The organism is Lewinella sp. JB7, from assembly GCF_024297185.1.
GTDB lineage: Bacteria > Bacteroidota > Bacteroidia > Chitinophagales > Saprospiraceae > Neolewinella.
Window position 1 is genome coordinate 48,796 of sequence record NZ_JANCTD010000011.1, and the last position, 23,541, is coordinate 72,336.

At 60.6% G+C, this 23,541-nt stretch carries 16 protein-coding genes; 5 read left to right on the forward strand and 11 right to left on the reverse strand.

The window, feature by feature from the left end; translation table 11 throughout:
- Positions 1-11 precede the first annotated feature (11 nt).
- Positions 12-1,643 (reverse strand): hypothetical protein, encoded by a 1,632-nt coding sequence (locus NMA52_RS17200; RefSeq protein WP_254828945.1) that lies wholly within the window; start codon positions 1,641-1,643, stop codon positions 12-14.
- A 6-nt stretch (positions 1,644-1,649) separates the two neighbouring features.
- The gene (locus NMA52_RS17205; protein ID WP_254828946.1) at positions 1,650-1,904 is read right to left on the reverse strand and encodes a hypothetical protein; all 255 of its coding nucleotides are present in this window, start codon (positions 1,902-1,904) and stop codon (positions 1,650-1,652) included.
- Positions 1,905-2,186: 282 nt separating this feature from the next.
- Between NMA52_RS17205 and NMA52_RS17210 the strand changes: the two genes are divergently transcribed.
- Positions 2,187-4,757: a CHAT domain-containing protein gene (locus tag NMA52_RS17210; RefSeq protein ID WP_254828947.1), complete on the forward strand. Its 2,571-nt coding sequence runs from the start codon at positions 2,187-2,189 to the stop codon at positions 4,755-4,757.
- On the opposite strand, the gene NMA52_RS17215 is transcribed toward NMA52_RS17210, so the two are convergent.
- Complete coding sequence (locus tag NMA52_RS17215; RefSeq protein ID WP_254828948.1) at positions 4,730-5,629, reverse strand: hypothetical protein; 900 nt, start codon at positions 5,627-5,629, stop codon at positions 4,730-4,732. The genes NMA52_RS17210 and NMA52_RS17215 overlap by 28 nt on opposite strands.
- Before the next feature lie 156 nt (positions 5,630-5,785).
- Entirely contained in the window at positions 5,786-6,520 is a 735-nt protein-coding gene (locus tag NMA52_RS17220; protein WP_254828949.1) for a hypothetical protein, read from the reverse strand.
- A 558-nt stretch (positions 6,521-7,078) separates the two neighbouring features.
- Here NMA52_RS17220 and NMA52_RS17225 point away from each other — a divergent pair.
- Positions 7,079-7,858 (forward strand): LuxR C-terminal-related transcriptional regulator, encoded by a 780-nt coding sequence (locus NMA52_RS17225; RefSeq protein ID WP_254828950.1) that lies wholly within the window; start codon positions 7,079-7,081, stop codon positions 7,856-7,858.
- A gap of 8 nt (positions 7,859-7,866) precedes the next feature.
- On the opposite strand, the gene NMA52_RS17230 is transcribed toward NMA52_RS17225, so the two are convergent.
- Both NMA52_RS17230 and NMA52_RS17235 read right to left on the reverse strand, forming a co-directional pair.
- The gene (locus NMA52_RS17230) at positions 7,867-9,495 is read right to left on the reverse strand and encodes a long-chain fatty acid--CoA ligase (RefSeq protein WP_254828951.1); all 1,629 of its coding nucleotides are present in this window, start codon (positions 9,493-9,495) and stop codon (positions 7,867-7,869) included.
- A gap of 636 nt (positions 9,496-10,131) precedes the next feature.
- Entirely contained in the window at positions 10,132-11,643 is a 1,512-nt protein-coding gene (locus NMA52_RS17235) for an arylsulfatase (protein WP_254828952.1), read from the reverse strand.
- A 166-nt stretch (positions 11,644-11,809) separates the two neighbouring features.
- Here NMA52_RS17235 and NMA52_RS17240 point away from each other — a divergent pair, with 166 nt between their 5' ends.
- Both NMA52_RS17240 and NMA52_RS17245 read left to right on the forward strand, forming a co-directional pair.
- On the forward strand, positions 11,810-12,697 hold the full coding sequence (locus NMA52_RS17240) for a glycosyl hydrolase (RefSeq protein ID WP_254828953.1): 888 nt from the start codon (positions 11,810-11,812) through the stop codon (positions 12,695-12,697).
- Positions 12,698-12,731: 34 nt separating this feature from the next.
- On the forward strand, positions 12,732-14,300 hold the full coding sequence (locus NMA52_RS17245) for an arylsulfatase (RefSeq protein WP_254828954.1): 1,569 nt from the start codon (positions 12,732-12,734) through the stop codon (positions 14,298-14,300).
- Positions 14,301-14,307: 7 nt separating this feature from the next.
- On the opposite strand, the gene NMA52_RS17250 is transcribed toward NMA52_RS17245, so the two are convergent.
- Genes NMA52_RS17250 through NMA52_RS17270 form a run of 5 tightly spaced genes read right to left on the reverse strand, consistent with a single transcriptional unit; the run spans position 14,308 to position 19,743 of the window.
- A complete protein-coding gene (locus NMA52_RS17250; RefSeq protein ID WP_254828955.1) occupies positions 14,308-15,324 on the reverse strand; it encodes an L-rhamnose/proton symporter RhaT in 1,017 nt (338 codons plus the stop codon).
- Between the two features lie 51 nt (positions 15,325-15,375).
- Positions 15,376-16,467: a mandelate racemase/muconate lactonizing enzyme family protein gene (locus tag NMA52_RS17255; RefSeq protein ID WP_254828956.1), complete on the reverse strand. Its 1,092-nt coding sequence runs from the start codon at positions 16,465-16,467 to the stop codon at positions 15,376-15,378.
- Between the two features lie 21 nt (positions 16,468-16,488).
- Entirely contained in the window at positions 16,489-17,922 is a 1,434-nt protein-coding gene (aldA, locus tag NMA52_RS17260) for an aldehyde dehydrogenase (protein WP_254828957.1), read from the reverse strand.
- An 18-nt stretch (positions 17,923-17,940) separates the two neighbouring features.
- Positions 17,941-18,714, reverse strand: a complete 774-nt coding sequence (locus NMA52_RS17265; protein ID WP_256534358.1) for an SDR family NAD(P)-dependent oxidoreductase — start codon at positions 18,712-18,714, stop codon at positions 17,941-17,943.
- A 6-nt stretch (positions 18,715-18,720) separates the two neighbouring features.
- Positions 18,721-19,743: a zinc-binding dehydrogenase gene (locus NMA52_RS17270; protein ID WP_254828958.1), complete on the reverse strand. Its 1,023-nt coding sequence runs from the start codon at positions 19,741-19,743 to the stop codon at positions 18,721-18,723.
- A 235-nt stretch (positions 19,744-19,978) separates the two neighbouring features.
- On the opposite strand from NMA52_RS17270, the gene uvrA reads away from it, so the two are divergent.
- Positions 19,979-22,801: an excinuclease ABC subunit UvrA gene (gene uvrA, locus NMA52_RS17275; RefSeq protein ID WP_254828959.1), complete on the forward strand. Its 2,823-nt coding sequence runs from the start codon at positions 19,979-19,981 to the stop codon at positions 22,799-22,801.
- The last annotated feature ends 740 nt before the right edge of the window (positions 22,802-23,541 follow it).

Here is a 23,541-nt window from a genome sequence, read left to right on the forward strand (position 1 = left end):
CCGTACCGCCCTCACGCCACGGGTGCCGGATACGGAATGTAGGTATGCAATCCGCACCCTTCCATAAAAGCATTGTTGAACACCGCCTGCACTTCCCGCGACATCACCCGCGAACGCTGTGCCTTCCACCGCTCGACGGTGGCGGCCCCGTACATATAGTCCAGTCGCCGCGCATCGATGAGAGCATTGATCTTGCCCCAGTGGATGGCGTACGGGATGTGCCGCACCTCGAGTTGTTCGAGTAATTGTTCGAAAAAGCGGTGGTTCACGCGGGCGTCGACCCCGTCGAGTTCGAGCACGCAGCTGTTCCTCCAGCGGGTAATGCCGAACGTAGCCCGCGTACCGCGTACGAAGCGTAACGCCACGGCCCCGGCCAGTTTGGTACTTTCGTTGATCCGCAGACAGCATTCGATCGCGGCGGGTACGTCCCGGCGGTCAAGTCCGACGGCGGCGCTGAAGAGCTTTCCACGGTAGGTGGTGTTGCGAAAGGTTTCCCCGATGGTGCCAATGGCCGCGTCGGGCCGGTCATAGGCCGTGTCGAACAAGCGGTTCACCATGCCGGGAATCAGTCGTTGATTCAGCCACCCGAAGGTCCTTTCCACCCGGTCGAGCACCGTTTGCATCAGCCCCAGTACGTCGTCGCCGTAGGTGAAGCCCCGGGAGGGCAGATCGATGCGGGGATAATCCTGCCGGTACGCCACCTTGTGCATCACCCGCACGTAGGCGCCCTTCCCCGGGTCGTTGTAGGCGAAGTCGTGGGGATTGATCGCCACGTCGAAGTGATAGATCGGGTGGCCGGCGTCGTCCGGTGGGTAGGCCAGGTGACTTGCGAGCGGACTGAAGTCGCCCCGGGTGATCGCTCGCTCCAGTCCCTGATCGTAGGGGATGCGGGCCATGCGTTGCTCCAGCAGGTACCGGTCCTCGACCTCCACGAGCACGCCGTGGATGATGCCGAAGCTGCCGAAGGACACCAGTACGGCATTGAAAAGCTCGTCGTCCCGGATCCCTACCGCCCCGATCTTGTCGTGAAATACGGGTGACGTCACCACCGCGGTCTCCCGCTCGATGTAGTAATGCCGGTCGGGCGCGCTCACCAGATGAATGCCGCGCACCATTTCCGCCAACCCCCCGAAATCGATCGCCGCTCCGTGGGTGTTGGTGGAAAATCCTCCCACGATGGTCTGTCCGTTGCTTCCGCCCGACGCCCGCAGCGCCTTGGCCGGCGTGTCCCGCTCCAGGTAATCGTTGATGTCGATAATGGTATTGCCGCACTGCAGGAAGCGGTAATTCTCGGCCCGGTGCGTGGATAAAAATCCGGGTGCGAAGTTGTCCGCGCCGAGCCGGAATTTATGGCGGTAGCGTTTGGTGTTGATGATGGCCGATTCACTTACCGCCACCTTACCGAGCGACCACCCGCTGCCCATGGCGCGCAACCGCAAATCCTCGTCGAGGGCGGTACGCAGGAGCCACTGCAGATTGGCCGTACAGCGGTTGTAGCTTTCCTGGGCCGTAAGGTTGGTACCCGCCGGGTCCGGTAGGTGAAGGTCGAAGGAAGCATCCTTCTTCAGGCGTTGGAGGAAGTTTTCGTGGGCGTTCCGGAAGCGATCTATCTTCCACGGCTTCACGCCGGTCGGGTAGTCCATGGGGGTTTACATTTCGGCGGGTTCCGGGTCGATGGGACAGCAGTGGTAGCGCACCCGCACGGGCACCGCCATACCCAGCGAGACGGTCGACAGCAGGATGTAGGCCATGTTGGTCTTTGCCTCAAACACGCAGATACTGGGGCAGTCGGGGCCGGTCTGCAGGTCGCGCTGGGGCACCAGCCCCCAGAACAGATTCCAGCGGGTGGCGCGCTCGGCTACGGGACTAGCCGAGTCATACGTTCCGACTACCCGCGTGGTCATACACGAGGTTTGCACGAGCAAAATGCAGGTCAACAAAAGGATTTTGGGGTACATGGGAAGGGTACTGGGCCGGTTCACTTCTTTATACCCACGGACGTGGATTTGTAACGTAGGTACCCGCATTTTTCCGAATGCGTGGAGGACGGCGGGGACGCGGGAGCGGACTTTTCGGACAAAAGCAATGTGGGGGCGTGCATCATCCAAAACTATTTGCTGTAAATCCCCCGAATCCATGGTAGAACTTCTAGCCCCAGCCACTACTTTCGGGCAAGAACGACACCCATGAAACCCCGTCCCTGGCTCCTGCTGCCACTGTTGGTCTGTGCCCTGTACGGCTGTTTCGCCGATCGGCCGCCCGCGGGGCCATCTCCCACCGATCTTCGGGTAAGCGATAGCCTGGCGGCTATTCGCACCGCCTACCGGGATCTGCAATTGCCGGAGGCCCTGACGCTGGGCCGTCGCCTGCGAACCACCATCGATACCCTGGACCAATTAGCCGACCCCCTGCGGGCCGAGACTTACCAGTACCTCGCCCTCCTACACTTCGAACGCGGCGTGCATCCGGATTCGGTGGCCCGGTACACCGGCATGGCCGAGGCCCTGCTCACGGATGACGCGCCGAACGTACTGCGGGCCCGACAACTGCTCTGCCGGGCGCAGGTCAGGCACGACAACCGGGAGTGGCTCGAGGTCGATATGACCACGCGGCTCGGGCAACTTCTGCTGGAGGGCACCGTACTGCGCGATACCGTGCTGTACGGACAGCTGTTACTACTGCAGGGGTTCGCCCGCAAAAAGTATGCGGACTTTTACCTGGAGGGCGGAGAGAAGCGGCACGTCCTGGAGGGGGTCGAGCAAATTTTCCGGCAGGCGCTGCGACTGTACCGCGAAATGGGTTCTCCCCGTGAGCGACAGGCGTGGGATGAGCTGGTCATCCTGCAGACCCGCTTTCCGGACCGGGATGTCAACTTTGCGGCCACCATCGACAGCCTGCGCGCGGTCGGCGATCTGGATAAACCCGTGTACGGCTATCCGGAGCGACTCTACGGTTACTGGCACCACCACCGTGACCGCCCGGACAGCGCACGCGTGGCCTATCGGAGGTTCGTCGAGTACTATCCCGTTTACGTACAGCAGTACGTCAACGAGGCTAATTACATTCTCTGGTCGGAAGCAGTGTCTTCCGGCGACTATACCGCCGCCTTTGACCTCCTGGTAGACGAAATGGGGGATCTGGGTTGTTGCGTTGGTGATTCGAGAACGTTTGGTCCCGCGGACCCGCCCGCCTGCCCGCAGCCCTTGTCCTGCATCTATCTGATGGTCGCCCAGGCCCGGACGCATCTCCTGCGCTACGAGCAGGTAGCGGACCCGGAAGACCTGCGTCTCGCCTACGCCCTGTCCCGCCACGCCCTGGCCGGCTACGAAGGTTCGTTCTCCACGCTGCAGGAAGAGGCCGTGCTGAATAAGATTTTCGAGATCGGTCGCCGGCTACTGGATATCTCCCTCGAAGCCTCCTTTGCCGTTGCCGAACGGGACCCCTCGCCCGAGCACTTACAGCAGGTATTCGAAGCCATCGAGCGGGGCAAGTCGTTTTTACTCACCCGCGATGCCGTCACCGCCCGTCAGGACGAAACCCGTGACGCCCTGCGCCAGTTACAGGCGAGCATCACCCTCGCGGGACGGGAATACGTCCGGCGGTTCGATCTACCGGTCGCCGACCTGGAGCGATACCAGCAACTCACTCTGGAGCATCAGACGCTCGAACGACGGCGGAGTGCCCAACCCGACCCGCTCACCGTAGCCGCGGCGGTGAACGACTCCGCCCTCCGGTTGCCGGCCGCCCGTGCGAAACTGGACGCGAATCAGGCCCTCCTCGAGTACGCGAACACCGCCGGGGCCACCTTCGGCCTCTACGCCGATCGCGATACGACCATCGTCTTCCGGGTCGATCCCAGCCACCGGGCCCTGTCCGATTCCCTGGCCCGGTGGCTGGCGGACCGGACCCCGGTCGCGGTCACCGCTTACGACAGCCTGGCCCATGCGCTCTACCGCCAATTGCTGGGCCCCGTAGCGGAGCAACTGGCCCATCGCTCCTCCCTCCTGGTGGCCCCTTCCGCCACTCTCAACGATCTACCTTTTTCCGCCCTGACGACGACCCGGTCCGCCACCGCCCGTCAGTTTTCGGACCTTCATTACGTACTGGATGAGTTTAGTATCCGCTACCTGCCGAGCTGGCGGGTGGAGGAAAGGTACCGGGCGGCGCGAACGGTACGGACGGACGGACCGCCTGCCATCGGGGTCTGGACGAACCCCGACCTAAACGCTTACCTGAAACCCCTCGGCGATTACCTAATCGACCGGACGCGGGCCGCGAACGACCACTTTACGGACCGGAAGTGCACGACCGCCACGCTTACCGACCGGTCCACGAAGTACGATATTCTGCACCTTTCGGTCCACGCGCGGGGCAATCCGACGCGGCTGTACGATAACTACCTGTACCTCGGTCGGCGGGATAGCCTGAACGGCGTCACGATCACGGGACTGAATCTGCCCGCCCGGTTGGTGGTCCTGGCCGCCTGCTCCACCGGGCGGGGCTACGCGAGTCGGGGGGAGGGTACCCTGAGTCTGCGCCGCAGCTTTCACCTGGCCGGGGTGCCCGACGTAGTTTGTTCGCTGTACGATATCCCCGCACCGGCCACGGCCGGCTTACTAAGATCCTTTTACGACCGGTACTTCAACGACGGCTCCCTCACCGGAAGCCTAACCGAAGCCCAGCGGGACTGTCGCCACCAGCGGCTCGATCCCCGTTGGGGACATCCGCACTACTGGGCGGGCATAATAGCGGGCTGACGATCTTCCTCCAAAATGGTAGACTTACACAGGACCAGCTTACCCTGGCGATCCATGATGAGCTCCGCGCCGGGGGCGGGTTGCTTGATGGTTTTCCATTCTGAGAGGGCCAGGTGATCTTTATTACTCTGCAGCATTTTATCCGAATCCGTGGGATTTCCTTTGACCATGGACACCCATACGACCGTATTGAGTCTGTGATCTTTGTCGGTTACGAGGGTAGCGATGAGTTGGGCCGGTTGACCCCGCGTGAGGCCATGCACTTTCGTGTAGTACTCGATCTCCTCCGGCGAATTGTAGTACGTGTCCCACTCCCAGGCGACGGCGAGGTACTCCTTCGCGGTGCCGGTGGCGGACAGGGCCTGGGCACAGGTGCTGGTATGGGAACAGGCCAGCGTTGCCTTCAGAACGCGGGGCATCTCGTCGAAGCGGACCGGAAACACATCCGGAGCCAGGGGGTCGGTCCCGGGATCATCTTTCGTGATTTTGTCGATACGGCCCACGAGGGGGAAGGTCCTGGGTGCCTTATCGCCAGGATTGTCGGGGGTGTACAACTCCGGGGTGTTGTCGCGGTTGCCGTTCCAGTAGGCCAGTTGTCCGTCCTTCACCCGTTTTAGTCGGCGCATCCCGCGGGGGATGGTGATGACGGTCGGATTGCCCTGGCAGTGCACCTTTCCCCGCCCGTTCGGACCGAATAAGCTTGGATCGATCACGGGGTCCGCCTTCGACGCTCCCTTTTTGGTCAGGATGAGGGCCTGCTCGTTCGTTTCTACGCGGAGCAGTTCCTGAAAGGAGGAGGGGTCGACTTCCCGGAACGTCCGGCTCCCTTTCTTGAAGGTGACCGGTTGCTGTCTTAATTTATCTTCTTCCATAGGGATGAGGGGTATGCCAACGTACCCCGCCCGTGACATACCAGCGGTCCGATTGGTCCACACGCGAACATAGCTGACCCCGGAGCACATTAGTCCTCCCCATAAGTAGGGATTATACAGAGAGTGGAGGGGGAAGTATCGAGGGAATAGGGACCGCTAATGAAACCATCCGAAACAGTGCCTTAGGCCACGCTTACTTCCGAGTCTGATGTCCGCTCCGGGGCCCCTCTGCGAGATTTCGTCCCACGCATTCAGGCGCAGGTGGTTGTCGTTGAGCAACATCATAAGGTGAGACTTAACCAGGTTCAACGTACCGAGAATCGGCACCCACACTATTTGCCTCACGGTAGGCTTATTGTCCGTGACCATGGTACCAATCATTTGCACGGGTTCGCGGGGTAGCTTCCGGCCTTCGTGGTAATAATCATCGTGTTGCGCGTAGTGGGTGTGCCAGTCCCATTCGACCGCCAGATACTGGAAGGCACGATCGGTGGCGGAGACCGACTGGGCGCAGGTGCTCGCGTGGGAACATGCCTCGGCATTAATATAATCTGGAGCGGCTCCGAAGGTGGTGAGTGAAATATCGGGACCGGTAAAGGATGCCGGAACGGGCCGCACCTTTTTCACCCGCGCGAAAACATTGACCAGGGCGGGGGTAACGCTGCCGTCGCGAGGGGAGTAGAGTTCGGGAACATCTCGACGGAGCTTATGGCTTCCCGCTCCCCAGTACTTTGGCTTATTGCCGACCTTCCTCAGGCGGCGCATTCCCCGGGGTATTTTCATCTCCAGGCAGTAGCCCTGGCACGAGGCCAGGCCGCTGGGGCCGAAGTCGTCGGGTTCAAGCCGGTCCTTCACCTCTGACTTGCCACGCTTTTTGCGAAGTAGAAGCACGGGTTTATTGTCGCTTATACTGATGACTTCCTGGAATGTGTTAGGATCAATATCCTTAAACGATCGTTCAATTCCCTTGCGGAATATCGCCTTAGTAGGTTCAAATTTTGGATTCGGCATAACGGACGTGTGGGTTTAAATATGCGTACACGGACACTTCGGGGAATCTTTCCTGACCTGACCGAAGTCGGGAATAGCCAAGGATATCGAACCATTAACAACTGGTGTACGGGTGAGCGGTCGGGTAAATCCTAAGCGTCAAAAGGTAGTTTCGGGAACATATGGGTAGGCAGGCAGTCTGGCACTCCCCAGATATGGGGATTACATCCCTTCCTGTTTTGGTGGATATACTCCGTGGCCATCTCGCTTCGATTGTTGGTTATCCGGGGTATCTACTGCTCCCGCGCGCCGCCGCCCGAAAAAAGACCGCGTTACAACATAATAAGGGTCGACAAATTGTTGATTTTATGCACAAACCGTTATATTGGGGTTACACCCATGTGTTAAGCGAATTAACGACTTAGAACATCCCTTTATACACCTTTCCCTATTCACACTATGCTTCCACAATACAACGTCCTCCAGATGAGGGCGGCCTTTCGCCCACCGGGGGCCGCGGGGACTACTCGGAGTATCCGCCAACCTCCCATCGATCCCGGTCCGGATTTCGAAAACCTGCTGGTACAATCCGGCGTATGGTGCTATTCGATCAATTACCTGACGGGCCGGTACCGCTACCTCAGTCCGGGGGTCGAGCGCCTGCTCGGGTATGACCACCAGGCCTGGCAGTTCGGCGGACTGCAGTCGGTATTCCGTCACCTGCACGCCGACGACCGGGAGTGCCTGCGGAAGATACACCGAGAGATCGCCAAGGAGCTCGAACGTCATCCGGTAGGCGAACGCGGTAACCTGGTCTTCGTGTACACTTGCCGCATGCTGGCTGCTAACGGTAGCGTCGTCCACCTGAACCACCACGTCACCTTCACCAGCTTCGATGCCCGGGGGCACCCGCTCACGGACTTCGTCGTGGTTTCGGACATTACCGCGCTGAACGCCTCTACGGCCTGCCTCCTCCACGTCAAGCAGCGTGCGCCGGAGGGCGACCGGGTGAGGCATACGACCCTCTTTCGGTGTGACCAGGTGGTGGAAGTATCACCCCGCGAACTGGAAGTATTGCAACTGGTCGACCGGGGGCTCAGTAGTCAGAAGATCGCCGACCACCTGTACATCAGTTACAATACCGTGTGTACCCACCGGAAGAACCTGCTGCGCAAGGCCGGCGTAAGCTCGACGGTACAGTTGCTGCAGTACGCCCGGAAGGCAGGTCTGCTGGACTGAGTCTTCCCCTATACCAATTCTCCCGCCGCGTGACGCCGCCGGATTTCCTTCTTATCGAACTTACCGACGCTGGTCTTGGGCACATCCTTCAGGAACACGAAGTCGCGCGGAATCTGGTAACTGACGAAATTGGGAGAAAGGAAATCCATCAGATCTTCGGGCGTCACCCGGCCCGCCCCTTCCAGTAAAACGACCGAGGCGAGGGGGCGTTCGACCCATTTGTCGTCGGGAATGGCCACAACGGCCGCCTCCTTCACCCCCGGGTGGGCCATCAGGGCGGATTCCAGGGCCACGCTGGAGATCCATTCCCCACCGCTCTTGATGAGATCCTTGGTGCGGTCCTTGATCTCCATATAGCTGTCTTCGTCGATGGTGCTGACGTCGCCGGTGCGGAACCACCCGTCGGCGGTGAAACTTTCCTTGTTGAGGGTTTTGAAGTAGGCGTTGATGACCCAGGCTCCCCGGATCTGCAGTTCACCCATGGTCTGGCCATCGCGGGGAACGGGCGTACCATCTTCGGACACGACGCGGAGCTCTATGCCGGGGAAGGCGATGCCCTGCTTGGCGCGGATGGTGAGTTGCTCGTCGTCGGACAGGGAAGCGTGTTTCGACTGTATACGGCTCAGGGTGCCGAGGGGGGAGGTTTCCGTCATGCCCCAGGCGTGGACGCCGCGGATGCCGAAGTCCCGTTCAAATCCGGCGATCAGACTTTTGGGGAGGGCCGATCCCCCCACGACGTATTCCCGCAGGGCCAGCTTTTCGGCGGGGGGATTCTTTTTCAGTTCGTGGTAGATTCCGAGCCAGATGGTCGGCACCCCGTTGGCCCGGGTCACCCGTTCCCGTTGCAGGATATCAACCAGCGCGGCCGGCTGGAGGTTGGAGGACGGCATCACCATATCCGCGCCCGCCATGACGCAGACGTAGGGGTACCCCCAGGCCATAACGTGAAATTGAGGTACGACAAGCAGCGCGATGTCCTGGCTACTGAGGTTGCCGGCATTCGGCGTCATGATGGTGAGGGCGTGCAGGTAAGTGGACCGGTGGGAATAGAGCACCCCCTTGGGCAGACCGGTAGTACCGCTGGTGTAACACATGCCGCAGGCCTCGTTTTCGTCGATCTCGGGCCAATCGTACTCGTCGGGCTGTTCGGCGAGCAGGTCTTCGTAGTGGAGGGTATTGGGGAGGGTGGTGGAAAAGTCGGCGGGCGCGTTGATGAGTACGTAATGCTCTACGGTTTCCAGCTGGTTCGCGATCTTCTCCAGCAGGGGCACCAGGGTGGCGTCGACGAAGATGACCTTGTCCTCCGAGTGATTGATGATGTATTCGATCTGGTTACTCGACAGCCGGATATTGATCGTGTGGCAGACCGCCCCCATGCCGGACACACCGTAGTAGAGCTCGACGTGCGGACCGTGGTTCCAGGCGAAGGTACCTACCATATCCCCCCGTCCGACTCCCAGGGTATTCCGCAGCGCATTGGCCAGTTGCTTGCAGCGGAGGTACATTTCGCCGAAGGTGTAGGCGTGGCGGGTACCGTCGGGTAAGTAGGTAATGATCCGCTTGTGGTGAAACACCCGGTTGCCGTATTCGAGGATGGCGGTAGTGGTGAGGGGGTATGGCTGGATCAGTCCTTGCATGATGTGGTGTGGTGATTGAGGAACGGTGGATCGTTAATTTACCGATCTTATCGTTAAGTCGGGTCGAGGCGTTGCACGCCGAGGTAGGGAAGTGTTTTTTCACCACGGAGGGCCACGGATTTAACACAGATGTCTTTCGCCCCCCGGCCCCCAAAGGGGGAGGAAACCAGTCTTCCGGTCACCCATGCAGCCGCGCCTTTTCCCCTTTGGGGGCCAAGGGGGTTCACGCGGCGGTATGAATACGGCTATTCCCGATGTACTAGCCTGACTTTTGCCCCCCGGCCCCCAGAGGGGGAGGAAGCCAGTCTTCCGGTCACCCATGCGGCCGCGTCTTCCCCCCCTTGGGGGCTAGGGGCAAGCGCGGCGGTAAATACAGCTCTTTCGGTCGTACCAGCCTGGCTTTAGCCCCCCGGCCCCCAGAGGGGGAGGAAGCCAGTCTTCCGGTCACCCATGCAGCCGCGTCTTCCCCCCTTTGGGGGCTAGGGGGCCACGCGGCGGTACGAATACCGCTCTTCTGGTCGTACTAGCTTGGCTTTAGCCCCCCGCCCCCCAAAGGGGGAGGAAGCCAGTCTTCCGGTCACTAATGCAGCCGCGTCTTCCCCCTTTGGGGGCTAGGGGGCCAACGCGGCGGTCGGATCAGAAGCCGCTCCGTCGGTAGGCCATGTATTGAGTCAGCATCCTAGTGATCCGTTCTTGCTGAACGGGGGCGTTGATGAGGTCGCGGGACTGGTCCTCACCCGGATTATCGGCGAGATCGAAGAGCGATACCGGCGTGAGGGAGTCCTCCCGGTCTAGGTGCATGATTAGTTTCCACTGTCCGTCGCGGTATATGACCCTGCGGTCCGTTCCGCTCTGCAGGAGGAGGTGGTCGCGCGGGATGGCATTAGGCTGGGCGAGCAGTACCGGCAGAAAATTTCGGGAATCCATAGCTTGGTAATCCGCCAGCGGTTGGTGGGTCAGGGCGGCCAGGGTAGCGAGCAGATCGGTGCCGGAGATCAGCGCCCCGGAGGTTTCCCCGGATGGAATTTTCCCGGGCCACGCAGCAATGAACGGCACCCGGTGCCCGCCTTCGTACGCCTGGTTCTTGCCGCCACGGAATGGCCCGGGGGAACGGTGGCCGGAGGCTTCGGTATCGGCGATCCGCAGTCCGCCATTGTCGGAGGTGAAAATGAAGAGGGTGTTCTCGTACATGCCTTTCTCCTTCAGTGCATCCATGAGCATTCCCAGCTGTACGTCGAGCTCCCGGACCAGATCGAGGTGGGCGGAAGGGGTGGTCCCCCGAATTGTTTCCCCGTTCAGGGAGTCCGCCGGGGTATGCGGTAAGTGAACGGCCAGCGCCGCATAGTATAAGAACAGTGGGCGGTCCCGGGGCGCCGTACGGATTTGGTGCACGGCCTTGTGGACGAGCAACGGTCCCATACGGTAGGGGTTCCAGGCCGAATCGCCCAGGCCCTCGTCTTTATCCAACGTCACCCGGAGCGGGGTCATCTTCGCCTGGGTAATATCGCTTATGCGGGACTCGGGCGTGAGGGGCAACCACTCTTGGTTCTCGTACACGACATACGGCACGTCCTGGATGCCGGCGGGAAAGGTGAGGCTGTAGTCGAAACCCTGCTCCCGGGGGCCGGCACCGACGATGCGGGTGACGTCGACGTCGCGCTGAAATTTCGATCGGTCGCCCCGGTAAATCTTTGTGGTGTCGCCCCGCACGTGGTAGTCACCGCCCAGGTGCCACTTGCCGAGAAAAGCAGTGTGGTAGCCCGCTCCCCGCATGAGCTTGCCGAGTGTCATGTCCTTCGGTTCGATGGGGGTAGGCTGGAAGGATCCCCACACGCCCCAGGGGGCGTAACTGCGGTAGGGGTTGTTACCCGTCATCACGGCATAGCGGGAAGGCGCGCACAGGGAGGTGGGGGAATGCGCATCGGTGAAGGTCAGGCCCCGTTCCATCAGCCGGTCGAGATTCGGCGTTTCGACGACAACGTCCAGCCCCGACAGCCGACGGTAGCCGGACAGGTCGCCGTAGCCGATGTCGTCGGCCAGCACCACGACTACGTTGGGCAACGACGGCGCCGGCGGCTGGCTCAGGACAACGGCAGCGGTAAGTAAAAGAAGAAGGGTCAGAATACACTTCGAAAGGCGCAGAATCATCGGGAGCAAAATGGGTGGACGATCAAGGTATCGAGCCCCGGGAAGAAGACGCCCCCCCGCGGGCCGTATTTAACCATCCGTTACCCACACCAGAACGGGAGTGGTACGGGCCGTGCCCGCCCGGTCGGACATTTACAATCATTCCGCATCATCCAAAACCGCCGCCGTGAAAACACCTGCCCCCTTCGTTCTACTGATCTTGCTTTGCTCCTGCGTCCGCGCCCAACCTACCTTTCTGCCGGGAGAAGATCCGGCCCCGGATAACCGCGAGTGGATCGCCGTACCGGAACTGTCGGACGATTTCGAGGGGAAAACGGTGGACACCGAAAAGTGGCAGATCGAGCCCATCGGCAACGACTGGGCCTGGATCGGCCGGCCGCCCGGGCTGTTTCAGGCTAAGAACGTGAAGATCCGGGACGGTAAGCTGTCGGTGGAAGTCGGCGTACTACCCGAAATGCAACTCATCAAGGGAGATACCTTTACCCACTACGGCGGGATCGTGCGCTCCTTACGACCGGCCCGCGTCGGCTACTACGCCGAGGCTAAGATGAAAGCTAACCGCACCGAAATGTCCTCCACCTTCTGGCTGATGTCGAAATACGACTGCGAACGCAAACTGGAGCTGGACGTGCAGGAGTGCGTCGGGGTCGTCTCTCCCCTGGCCAAGGAGTGGGCCCGGGAGTGGGACCACGTGATGCATTCCAACTTCATTCACCGGACCACGGAATGCAATCCCGAGCCCGTGCAATCGCAGAACAGCGTAAAGACCCCCACCCAAAACGCGGATCGCTTCTACGTTTACGGCGTGTGGTGGAAATCGCCACGGGAACTGCGCTTTTACCTCGACGGGAAGTACGTGTACTCCATTGAGCCTACCGTAGACCACGACCGCGAGGCCTGGCTGCACATGGCCATCGAGACATACGACTGGAACCCCATCCCCCCCGACGGCGGCGCGATCAAGGATGCCCCCATCGAAGATCGCCGTACGGAGTACGAATGGATCCGGGTGTGGCAGTTGGACGGAGAGGCTCCGGCCGCGGACGGAAAGTGACCCCTCCGCCAATAATCGTTGCTAAATTAACGCCATGAACATCGTTGTACGCACCCTCCTCTTTGGTCTCTTTTTCGGCCTTACCCTCGTCTCCTGCGGCACCGCTCCCGATACGGACATCACCGCCGCCACTTCGGCCAGTGGCACCAACCCCAACATCGTATTCATCTACCTCGACGATCTCGGGTACGGGGACGTGAGCGCCTACGGGGCCGGCACCCTCCAGACGCCCAACATCGACGCCCTGGCCGAGGGCGGGGTGCGCTTTACCAATGGTTACGCCAGCTCGGCGACTTGCACGCCTAGTCGTTACGCGCTGCTGACGGGCGTATATCCCTGGCGCAACAGCGACGCCAAGATCTTGCCGGGCACCGCGCCGCTCATTATCGACACTAACCAAACCACCGTCGCGGGCATGCTCCGGGGGGCGGGCTACCATACCGGCGTGGTCGGTAAGTGGCACCTCGGTCTCGGCACCGGCAACGTCAACTGGAACGAGCACGTGAGCCCCGGCCCCAACGAGATTGGCTTCGACTACAGCTACATTATGGCCGCCACCCAGGACCGCGTACCCACCGTCTACCTCGAGAACGGGATGGTCGAAGGATTGGACCCCGACGATCCCATCGAGATCGATTACCAAAACAACTTCCCCGGCCAGCCCACCGGCAAGGACAATCCCGAACTGACCACCATGAAGTGGCACCACGGCCACAACAACACCATCGTCAACGGCATCCCCCGCATCGGTTACATGAAGGGCGGCGAACGGGCGAAGTGGAGCGACGTCGACATGGCCGACCACTTCCTGGAACGTGCGCAGCAGTACGTACGGGAGCATAAGGACGAGACTTTCTTCCTGTACTATGCCATGCAGCAGCCCCACGTGCCGCGCACTCCCCATCCGCGCTTCGTAGGGAAGTCGGGCATGGGTCCCCGCGGCGACGCGATCGTGGAGGCCGACTGGGCCATCGGCGAGTTTGTCCAAACGCTCCGCGAGGAGGGGCTGCTGGAAAACACCCTCATCGTCCTGAGCTCCGACAACGGCCCCGTCCTCAACGACGGCTACTATGACGATGCCGTGGAAAAACTCGGGGACCATACACCGGCGGGTCCGCTACGGGGAGGAAAATACAGCCTGTACGAGGCCGGTACCCGCGTTCCCTTCATCACCTACTGGCAAGGACACACCCAGTCAAAGGTATCCGATGCGCTGGTTTCCCAGCTCGATCTGCTGCCCTCGCTAGCGGAACTCGTGGGCGGGGACGCGGGAGCAACGGACGGACGGGAACTGCTGGCTACTTTCCTGGGCGAAAGCGATCAGGGTCGCGAGGAGCTGGTCCTGGAAGCCACGTCCCGCACCGCCCTGCGGTCGGGCGACTGGCTAATGATTCCACCCTATAAAGGCAAGCCGGTCAACGCTTACGTAAACATCGAAGTCGGCAACGACCCGAATTACCAGCTCTACAACCTCGCCGACGACGTCGGGCAAACCCAGAATCTCGCTGGAGAAAATCCCGACAAACTGGCCGAGCTAGTGAAGGCCTACGAAAAGATCCGGGGAACGGAAAATGCCAAAACCGAGCCACTGAAGCTGGAGTAGGCCCCACTCATGCCGCCAGACTATTCCCCCACGCGATGACGATCACCCCGAGCACCATGGCGATAAGGCCGGCGTAGAGCAAGCCCTTGGCTCTGTTCGAGGCGCTGAGCCACTCCCCGGTGATGAGGCCGGTAACGATGGCTACGGCTACGCTGACGGTGTTGAAGATGGCGTAGCCGACGGTATTCCCCGCCTGCCCGAGTTGGAAGGCCGCGTAGGCAAAGGTGACCGAAGCCGCGAAGTTGAGGACGGCCATGATGGTGGTGAGGCCGAGGTTGCGCCCCAGGGCGGGGGACTTAAACTTGCCCCAATAGTTCTTCTTGCTCAGTTGGTAGTAGAAGTAGGGAGCGACGAAGAGCCCGCCGGCCAGGTAGATGACGAACATCACCACGACCGCGGTGACCCACTCCGGATTGCCGGCGGCCTGGGAGGCGGCGTGGATGGCCGGGCGCCCGGCGGCATTGGCGTAGCTAAATCCGGTAGCCAGCAACCCACCCCCGATGGCAATGGCGATGCCCGTGCTCATAGCCGCGTCGGAGCGGGTGGAAAGGGCTCGCTCCTGCTCGTCCTTTTGCCGGGCCACTCCCGCCCGGCCGTTGGCGATCACCCCGACCAGCACGACCAGGATACCCGCCAGGATGGTGAGGAAGGCACCCCGGGGCGGTAGTCCATCCACGAGAAAGGGAAGCAGGGACCCTACCAGAATAACGGTGCCGATGAAGATCGAAAAGCCGAGCGACAGTCCGATGTAGTTGATGGCCTTTCCCCAGAGCATTACGCCGATGCCCCACAGGATGCCGGCGATGCCCATCTTAAGTAGGATCTCTCCGGAGAGGGAACCGAGAATGGCCGTAAAATCATCGACCAACAGAAAGCCGGCGATCACCGGTACGATAAACATATTGATGAGGAACATCAGTCCCCAGGTGTTCTCGAATTCGAAGTCCCGAGCGTACTTCTCCGGCAGGGCGTAGAGCCCCAGCATGATGCCGGCCGCGATGGCTGAAATGATTCCGATGGTCATGATCGATGCGCTAAAGGGTGAGTTGGTGGGTGGTCGTGGTTTGCGGGTTGATTAATCCTGGCGGAAGGGAAGCAACTTCTCCCAATCGAAAACGACCCCCGTGCCCGGGGTATCCGGCGCTACCGCCCGGGCATTTTCGACCACCAGCGGCCGGGTCGTGTATTCGTCGATTGGAAAGCTGTGGACTTCCAGCCACCCACCGTGCGACTGGCTGCTGACCAGGCTGACGTGCAGTTCCTGCATCCCGTGGGAGCAGACCGGAAGACCGTGCTCCTTCGCCAGCCGGGCTGCAGCTAACCAGCCACTAATGCCGCCGCAGTTGGAGGCATCGGGTTGAAGAAAGCCCAGATCCGCCTGCTCGCAGGCGTACCGGAATTCGTGAATGGTGTGGAGATTTTCCCCCATCGCGAGGGGAATGTTGGTGGCTGCCGCGATCTGCGCGTAACCGGCGTAATCGTCGGGAATGGTGGGTTCCTCGAACCAGGTAATGTCGTAGGGTTCGATGGCCCTGCTGAAGTCGGTCGCTTCCGCTACGCTCATGCTGTAATTGGCGTCCACCATAAAGGTGACCTCCGGTCCGATCAGCTCGCGGACCGCTCTGACGCGTTCGACGTCCTCGGCCTGATCCGGGCGACCGACCTTAATCTTGACGGCCGTGAATCCGCGATTCAGGTAGCCGCGGATGTTGCCGAGCAGTTTTTCAAGGGGAAACATGAGGTCGATACCACCGCAGTAAGCCTTACAGCTGTTACCCGCTCCGCCGGCGACTTGCCAGAGCGGCTGGCCGAGCTTTTTACCGCGAATGTCCCACAGGGCAATGTCGATCGCGCTGATGGCGAAACTGGCGATGCCGCCCCGGCCCACGTAATGAACGTGCCACTCCATGAAGTCGTAGAGCTCCTCGATCGCGGTGCCGTCCTTCCCCAGCAGGGCGGGCGCGAGATCGTGTTCGATCATGGCCCGGATGGCGCGTCCGCCCTTCCCACCCGTATAGGTATAGCCCGTTCCTTCACTGCCGTCGGACAGGGTGATGGTACAGGTAACCAGCTCGAAGTGGAAGTGATCGCCGTGTTTGGCGTCCGAGAGTACTTCGGGGAGGGGGACCTTGAATAGTTGGCAGTCTATGGAAGTGATTTCGCGCATAACTGGATCGGTAGCGGCGGCCTAATACCGGAGATAGGTAGTTTTCTTTTCGAGGTACTGTTCGATGCCGTACTTACCGTCTTCGCCCCCGCTGCCGGACAGCTTAAGGCCGTTGTGAAAGCCCTGGTGAAGCTCGCCGTGGCCGCGGTTAATGTAGATCTCGCCAAATTCCAGTACGTCGGGAAGGCGCATGATCTTCGCGAGGTCCTTGGTAAATACGATCGCGGCCAGGCCGTAGCGGCAATCGTTGGCGTATTCCACGGCCTGGTCGAATCCGCTAAACTTGATGACGGGCAGTACCGGTCCGAATAATTCCTCGTGCACGATGCGCATATCCTGGGTGACGTCCTCGACCAGGGTAGCCTCGAAGAAGTTCCCCCTGGCAAAGGCGTCGCCGTCCGGCCGTTTTCCCCCCTGGGTGATGCGGGCTCCCTGGCCGACGCTGTCGGCGATCAATTCTTCCAGCTTGGTGACCACGCCGGCTTCGGTCAGGGGACCGAGATCGGTGTCCTCCTCACTTGGGTCACCGACCCTGAGTTGAGCGACGGCCTCGCGGAATTTGGCCATAAACTCGTCGTAGATCTCCTCCTCCACGTACATCCGCTCGTTGCAGGTGCAGACCTGCCCGTAGTTATCGAAGCGGCTGTGGAGGGCACCGGCCACAGCCTCGTCCAGGTCCGCGTCGGCAAAGACGATGCAGGGGGCCTTGCCGCCCAGTTCGAGTTGGACGTGGGTCAGGTTTGCGGCGGCCGAGCGGGCGATGGCCTGTCCGGTGGGCGTACTGCCCGTCATGGTGACCATATTTGTCAGGGGGCTTTCCACCAGCGCGACGCCGGCTTCCACGCCGCCGGTCACGACGTTGAGGACGCCGTCGGGCAATCCGGCTTCCCGGGCCAGGTCGCACAGCATCAGGGCAGACAGCGGCGCGGCGGGGGTTGGCTTCAGGACCATCGTATTTCCGGTGACCAATGCCGGACCGATCTTTCTGCCCGCGAGGGCTAGTGGAAAGTTCCAGGCTGTAATGGCCACTACTACTCCCCTGGGTACCTTATGAATAAGTAACTGTTCGTTGGGGTTATCGCTGGGTACGATATCGCCCTCGAGGTGGCGGGCCCAGTCGCAGGCGTACTCCAGAAAGGAAGAGGTGACATCGACTTCGAAGCGGGCGACCTTAAGCAGCTTCCCCTGTTCGGCAACGATGGTGCGGGCCAGCTCCTCGCGGTGCGCCTTGATCTTATTGCTGAAGGCCCGGACCAGGTCGGCGCGTTGCTTATTGGGCAGGCGCCGCCAGGACACCTGAGCCACCTTCGCGGCCTCCAGGGCTTTAGTAACGTCGTCGGCCGTAGCGACCGCAACCGAACCGACCGCTTCGCCGTTGGCGGGATTGACTACCGTGTCGGTGCCGCCGCTTCCGGACGTCCACTTGCCGTCAATGAATAGCTTAAAGTTTTTCATGGCTTGTCTTTTGAGTGCTTACCGTCCCATCCAGCCGCCGTCGACGACCAGGATGGTGCCGTGTACGTAGGCGGCGGCTTCGGAGCAGAGGAATACGACCGGGCCGGCGAAGTCTCCGGGCTCTCCCCAGCGGCCGGCGGGGATGCGCGCCAGGATGCTGTCGGCCCGCTCGGGGTTATTACGTAGGGCTTCGGTATTATCGGTGGCGATGTATCCGGGGGCGATGGCATTGACGTTGACCCCGCGGCCCGCCCATTCGTTGGCGAAGGCCATGGTCATCTGGCCGATGGCGCCCTTACTGGCGGCGTAGCCGGGTACGGTGATGCCGCCCTGGAAGGTGAGGAGGGAAGCGGTAAAGACGATCTTGCCGCTGCCGCGCTCGACCATCTCGCGCCCGAACTCCCGGGTGAGGATGAACTGGGCGTTCTGGTTGATTTCGATGACCTTATCCCACATTTCGTCGGGGTGCTCGGCGGCCGGCGTGCGGAGGATGGTTCCGGCGTTATTGATGAGTATATCGGGGGTGCCGTGCTTTTCCTTTACCGCGCCGATGAAGCGGTAAAGGGCCTGACGGTCACCGAAGTCGCAGGAGTACCCGGTGAACGACCGGCCCGTAGCCCTCACTTCTTGCTCTACTTCCGAACCGGATCCGGACAGCGTCGCGCTCACGCCGATGATGTCGCAACCGGCCTGGGCGAGGCCGAGGGCCATGGCCCGGCCGATGCCGCGTTTGCAACCGGTGACGAGGGCGGTCTTACCGCTCAGTTGGAAGGCGTCTAAAATATTGGTCATACCTGATTATGCTTGACAATCGAGCAGCACTTTCATGCCGTCGGGGTTTTGATCTATTTGCTCGAAGACGGATTGCACCTCCCGGAGGGGGGCGACGGAGGTGATCAGGGATTCCAGGGGTAAGGATCCTTCCGCAACCAGGCGAATGGCATCTTCGTAATCTTCGGGTTCGTAGACGCGGGCACCGATGAGCTGCAGTTCTTTCCAGAAGAACTTGAAGAGATTCACCGGACGGGGTTGTCCGTGAATGGCGACGAGCACGATGCGCCCGCGTATTCCGGCCACCTCGGTCATGACGTCAATGGTGGGTTGCACGCCGGCTACTTCGAAGACCACGTCCGCCAGCCCGCCGTCGGTCTGCCGGGAAACGTAGTCGACCAGGTTCTCTTTGGCCGGATTCACCACCGCGAAACCCAGCTCCCTGGCCAGTGCAACCCGGGTTTCGTTGGTTTCGGAAATTAGGACGTTGGCTCCCGCGCTCCGCGCCCGCATCGCTACGAGCATCCCGATGGGCCCGCCGCCCAGCACGACGGCGTATTCACCTTCCCGGAGACCGCCCAGGCGTACGTCATGACAGGCAACGGCCAGAGGTTCGATCAGGGCGGCCAGGCGCATATCGATGTCCGGAGGCAACTTATGCAGGGTGAAGGCCGGCACGTTCCAGTAGGCCTGCATGGCACCGGGACTGTCGATGCCGATGAATTTGAGGGCCGCGGCAATATGGTGGTGGCCCTTATCGGAAGCTTGGGCTCCGCGGTCATCGAGGGGCCGGACGACCACCTTATCCCCTACCCCGAAATCGGTCACGCCCTCCCCTACGGCATCGACCGTTCCGGACATTTCGTGGCCGATGGTTTGGGGGGTACTTACGCGCTGGTCCATCATACCGTGGTAGATGTGGACGTCGGTGCCGCACACGCCGCAGTACGCAACCCTGAGGCGGACCTCTCCGGGATCGGGAGAACTGACGGGTGCGTCAACGATGTCGAATTGTTTGTCGCCCGTATACCGGGTGGCTTTGTTGGTCATGCCGAACGGAGGTTATGAGGGGGTAAAGAAGCGAAGCGGAGTAGTGATCCGGGGTTACCCGTGGGTCTAAACCTATAACATATGGGTAAGGAATCACTAAACGGTGGCTGTTCCTGACTTACGGGGTAGAGAATGAGGGATTTGGCGCGCTGGGGTCGGCCGTTTTTCCGTTCAGGATCCCGACTTCGCCGGGCGGCCGCCAAAACCCGGACGCCGCCCCAGCCGTTTCCACCCCATGTCCACCAACCGCCAAGACCTGAGCGCGGCCGATCTGAGGAGCGCCGTATTTATCAAGGGAGCCAATGCCAATAATCTGAAGAACGTCGATCTGACCATCCCGAAGAACCAGCTCGTCGTGGTCACCGGGGTCAGCGGAAGCGGCAAATCGAGCATCACGATGGATACGCTCTTCGCCGAGGGGCAACGGCGCTACGTGGAGTCGTTGAGCAGCTACGCGCGGCAATTCCTGATGCGGATGAAGAAGCCGGAGGTAGATTACATCCGGGGTATTTGTCCGGCCATCGCCATCGAGCAGAAGACCACGACGGCCAACGCGCGCTCCACGGTGGGCACCCTGACGGAGATCTACGACTACCTGCGTCTCCTCTACGCCCGGGTGGGCCGTACCTACAGTCCCATCAGCGGGGAGGAAGTGCGGCGGCACAGCGTATCGGACGTCGTGGACTACATCACCGGTCGGGAGGAGGGCAGCCGCGTTTACCTTTACGCTCCCGTACCCCGGACTTACGGAGACCGGACCCTGCGGCGCGAACTCGAACTACTACAGCAGAAGGGTTATACGCGAGTCCTGGTGGACGACGAGCCCCAACAGATCGAGGACGTGCTGGAGAGTGGGCGCGGCAGCCTCGACAAGATGCTCGATCAGCTGGAGACCGAAGAGGAAGTGATGGTGCTGGTGGACCGCTTCATCGTGCGGGCCGGCGACGAGGAAAACGATAAGCGAATCGCGGACTCCGTGCAGACCGCCTTTACGGAGGGGAGCGGGGAGGTCGTCGTCAGCCTGGACGGCGGGGAATGGGCCGCCTTCAACAATCGCTTCGAGCTGGACGGGATGATCTTTCTGGAACCCTCCCCCGCCCTGTTCAATTACAACAATCCCTACGGAGCCTGCCCGACCTGCGAGGGGTTCAGCCGGACCATGGGCATCGACGAGGATAAGGTGATCCCTAATCCCGGCCTTTCCGTCTACGACGGGGCCGTAGCCCCCTGGTCGGGCAGCAGCTACGGACAGTGGCAGACCGACTTCCTGCGCGTGGCCAATCGCTTTCAGTTTCCGGTGCACACTCCCTACGCCGACCTGACGCAGGCCCAGAAGGATGAACTGTGGGACGGCAACCGCCACGCCCAGGGTATCCACGCCTTCTTCGAGGAACTGCAGAAAAAGCTCTATAAGATCCAGAACCGGGTGATGCTGGCGCGCTACCGGGGCCGCACGCTTTGTCACACGTGCAAGGGCGGGCGGCTGCGCAAGGAGGCCGGTTACGTCAAGATCGACGGAAAGGCCATCATGGAGCTCGTCGATTTGCCCATCGACCTGCTGCAGCAGCACTTCCTGGACCTGAAGCTCAACGACCACGACGCTACCATCGCCCGCCGGCTGCTGCTCGAGATCAATAACCGACTGCAGAGCATGATGGACCTGGGCCTTGGTTACCTGACCATCAACCGTCTGAGCAACACCCTGTCCGGGGGCGAGAGCCAGCGCATCAATCTGACCCGCACGCTGGGCAGCAACCTGACGGCCAGTATGTACATTCTCGACGAGCCGAGCGTGGGCCTGCATCCCCGGGATACCGAACGACTGGTGAAGGTACTGCGGCGACTCCGCGATCTGGGCAATACCGTCCTGGTCGTCGAACACGAAGAGGGCATCATCGCCGCGGCGGATTACCTGATCGACGTCGGACCGGCAGCGGGGGTCTACGGCGGCGAAATCGTCTTTGCCGGTCCCTATGAAGCCATCTATGGGGAAGCGACCGAAAGCCTGACCACGAAATACATGAACGGCACGATGCAAATCGAGGTGCCGGAGCAGCGCCGCCGCCTGACGAACTGGATCAAGCTCGAGGGCGCGCGCATGCACAACCTGAAGAAGATCGACGTCCAGATTCCCCTGAACGCCATTACGGTGGTCTCCGGCGTATCCGGCAGTGGTAAGACCAGTCTGATCAAGGGCATCCTCTACCCCGCCCTCCGCCGCGAACTCGGGGAAGGGACCTCCCAGGCCCCGGGGCCTTACTCGCGGATCGACGGTGATCTGAAGTTGCTGACCCAGGTAGAGATGGTCAATCAGAGTCCCATCGGTAAGAGTAGCCGCTCCAATCCAGTGACCTACGTCGGGGCCTACGATGCCATCCGCAACCTGATGGTGAATCAGCAATTGGCTAAAATTCGGGGCTACAAGCCGAGTTTCTTCAGCTTCAACGTAGACGGCGGCCGCTGCCCCACCTGCAAGGGCGAGGGGGAACAGGTGGTGGAAATGCAGTTCCTTGCCGATGTCCGCCTGGTATGCGAGGAGTGCAACGGCGCCCGCTTCAAGCGCGAGATCCTCGACGTACAGTACAACGGTAAGAACATCGCCGAAATCCTGGACCTCAGTATTGACGAAGCGATCGGCTTCTTTGCCGAGGAGAAAGACATTATGAAAAAACTGCAGCCCCTGCAGGACGTCGGATTGGGCTACGTCACCCTCGGCCAGTCCAGCTCTACCCTATCCGGCGGCGAGGCGCAGCGGGTGAAGTTGGCCAGTTTCCTCACGAAGGAAAAGAAGGGCGAGCACATCCTTTTCATTTTCGACGAGCCTACGACCGGCCTGCACTTTCACGACGTCAAGGTGTTGCTGTCGGCCATGAACGCCCTGGTGGAAAACGGTCATACCGTACTGATCGTCGAGCACAATATTGACGTCATCAAGTCGGCCGACTACGTCATCGACCTCGGCCCGGAAGGCGGACGCGACGGCGGTCACCTGGTCTTTCAGGGCCGGCCGGAGGAGTTGAAGGAGGTGGAGGGGAGTTATACGGGGAAGTATCTGTAGGAGGTGGAAATTTGAAATTTCCAATTTTCAATTTAAAATTGATGGCTCTGCTCGCTGTGCTCGTGTAGGGTCGAGGCGTTGGACGCCGAGGGAGAGGAGGTGAAATTTAAAATTGCCAATTTTTAATTTGAAATTGACGGCTCTGCTCGCTGCGCTCGTGTAGGGTCGAGGCGTTGTACGCCGAGAGAAGGGAAGTGAAATTTAAAATTGCCAATTTTTAATTTGAAATTGGCGGGGATGCTCGCTGCGCTCGTTTAAGGTCGAGGCGTTGTACGCCGAGGGAAGGGAGGCAAAATTTGAAATTGCCAATTTTCAGTTTGAAATTGATGCCTCTGCTCGCTGCGCTCGTGTGAGGTCGAGGCGTTGTACGCCGAGGGAGGGGAGGTGAAATTTAAAATCGCCAATTTTCAATTTGAAATTGGCGGGGATGCTCGCTGTGCTCGTGTGAGGCCGAAGCGTTGTACGCCGAGGGAGAGGAGGCAAAATTTGAAATTGCCAATTTTCAGTTTGAAATTGATGCCTCTGCTCGCTGCGCTCGTGTGAGGTCGAGGCGTTGTACGCCGAGGGAGGGGAGGTGAAATTTAAAATCGCCAATTTTCAATTTGAAATTGGCGGGGATGCTCGCTGTGCTCGTGTGAGGCCGAAGCGTTGTACGCCGAGGGAGAGGAGGCAAAATTTAAAATCGCCAATTTTCAATTTGAAATTGACGGGTTGACTTGTCTTGCGCTCCCCCAAAATGT

Excerpts from the sequence above, each read along its gene's own strand:
- NMA52_RS17200 (WP_254828945.1), bottom strand. The coding sequence starts at position 1,643 with ATGGACTACCCGACCGGCGTGAAGCCGTGGAAGATAGATCGCTTCCGG.
- NMA52_RS17205 (WP_254828946.1), bottom strand. The coding sequence starts at position 1,904 with ATGACCACGCGGGTAGTCGGAACGTATGACTCGGCTAGTCCCGTAGCC.
- NMA52_RS17210 (WP_254828947.1), top strand. The coding sequence starts at position 2,187 with ATGAAACCCCGTCCCTGGCTCCTGCTGCCACTGTTGGTCTGTGCCCTG.
- NMA52_RS17215 (WP_254828948.1), bottom strand. The coding sequence starts at position 5,629 with ATGGAAGAAGATAAATTAAGACAGCAACCGGTCACCTTCAAGAAAGGG.
- NMA52_RS17225 (WP_254828950.1), top strand. The coding sequence starts at position 7,079 with ATGCTTCCACAATACAACGTCCTCCAGATGAGGGCGGCCTTTCGCCCA.
- NMA52_RS17230 (WP_254828951.1), bottom strand. The coding sequence starts at position 9,495 with ATGCAAGGACTGATCCAGCCATACCCCCTCACCACTACCGCCATCCTC.
- NMA52_RS17235 (WP_254828952.1), bottom strand. The coding sequence starts at position 11,643 with ATGATTCTGCGCCTTTCGAAGTGTATTCTGACCCTTCTTCTTTTACTT.
- NMA52_RS17245 (WP_254828954.1), top strand. The coding sequence starts at position 12,732 with ATGAACATCGTTGTACGCACCCTCCTCTTTGGTCTCTTTTTCGGCCTT.
- NMA52_RS17250 (WP_254828955.1), bottom strand. The coding sequence starts at position 15,324 with ATGACCATCGGAATCATTTCAGCCATCGCGGCCGGCATCATGCTGGGG.
- NMA52_RS17255 (WP_254828956.1), bottom strand. The coding sequence starts at position 16,467 with ATGCGCGAAATCACTTCCATAGACTGCCAACTATTCAAGGTCCCCCTC.
- aldA (WP_254828957.1), bottom strand. The coding sequence starts at position 17,922 with ATGAAAAACTTTAAGCTATTCATTGACGGCAAGTGGACGTCCGGAAGC.
- NMA52_RS17265 (WP_256534358.1), bottom strand. The coding sequence starts at position 18,714 with ATGACCAATATTTTAGACGCCTTCCAACTGAGCGGTAAGACCGCCCTC.
- NMA52_RS17270 (WP_254828958.1), bottom strand. The coding sequence starts at position 19,743 with ATGACCAACAAAGCCACCCGGTATACGGGCGACAAACAATTCGACATC.
- uvrA (WP_254828959.1), top strand. The coding sequence starts at position 19,979 with ATGTCCACCAACCGCCAAGACCTGAGCGCGGCCGATCTGAGGAGCGCC.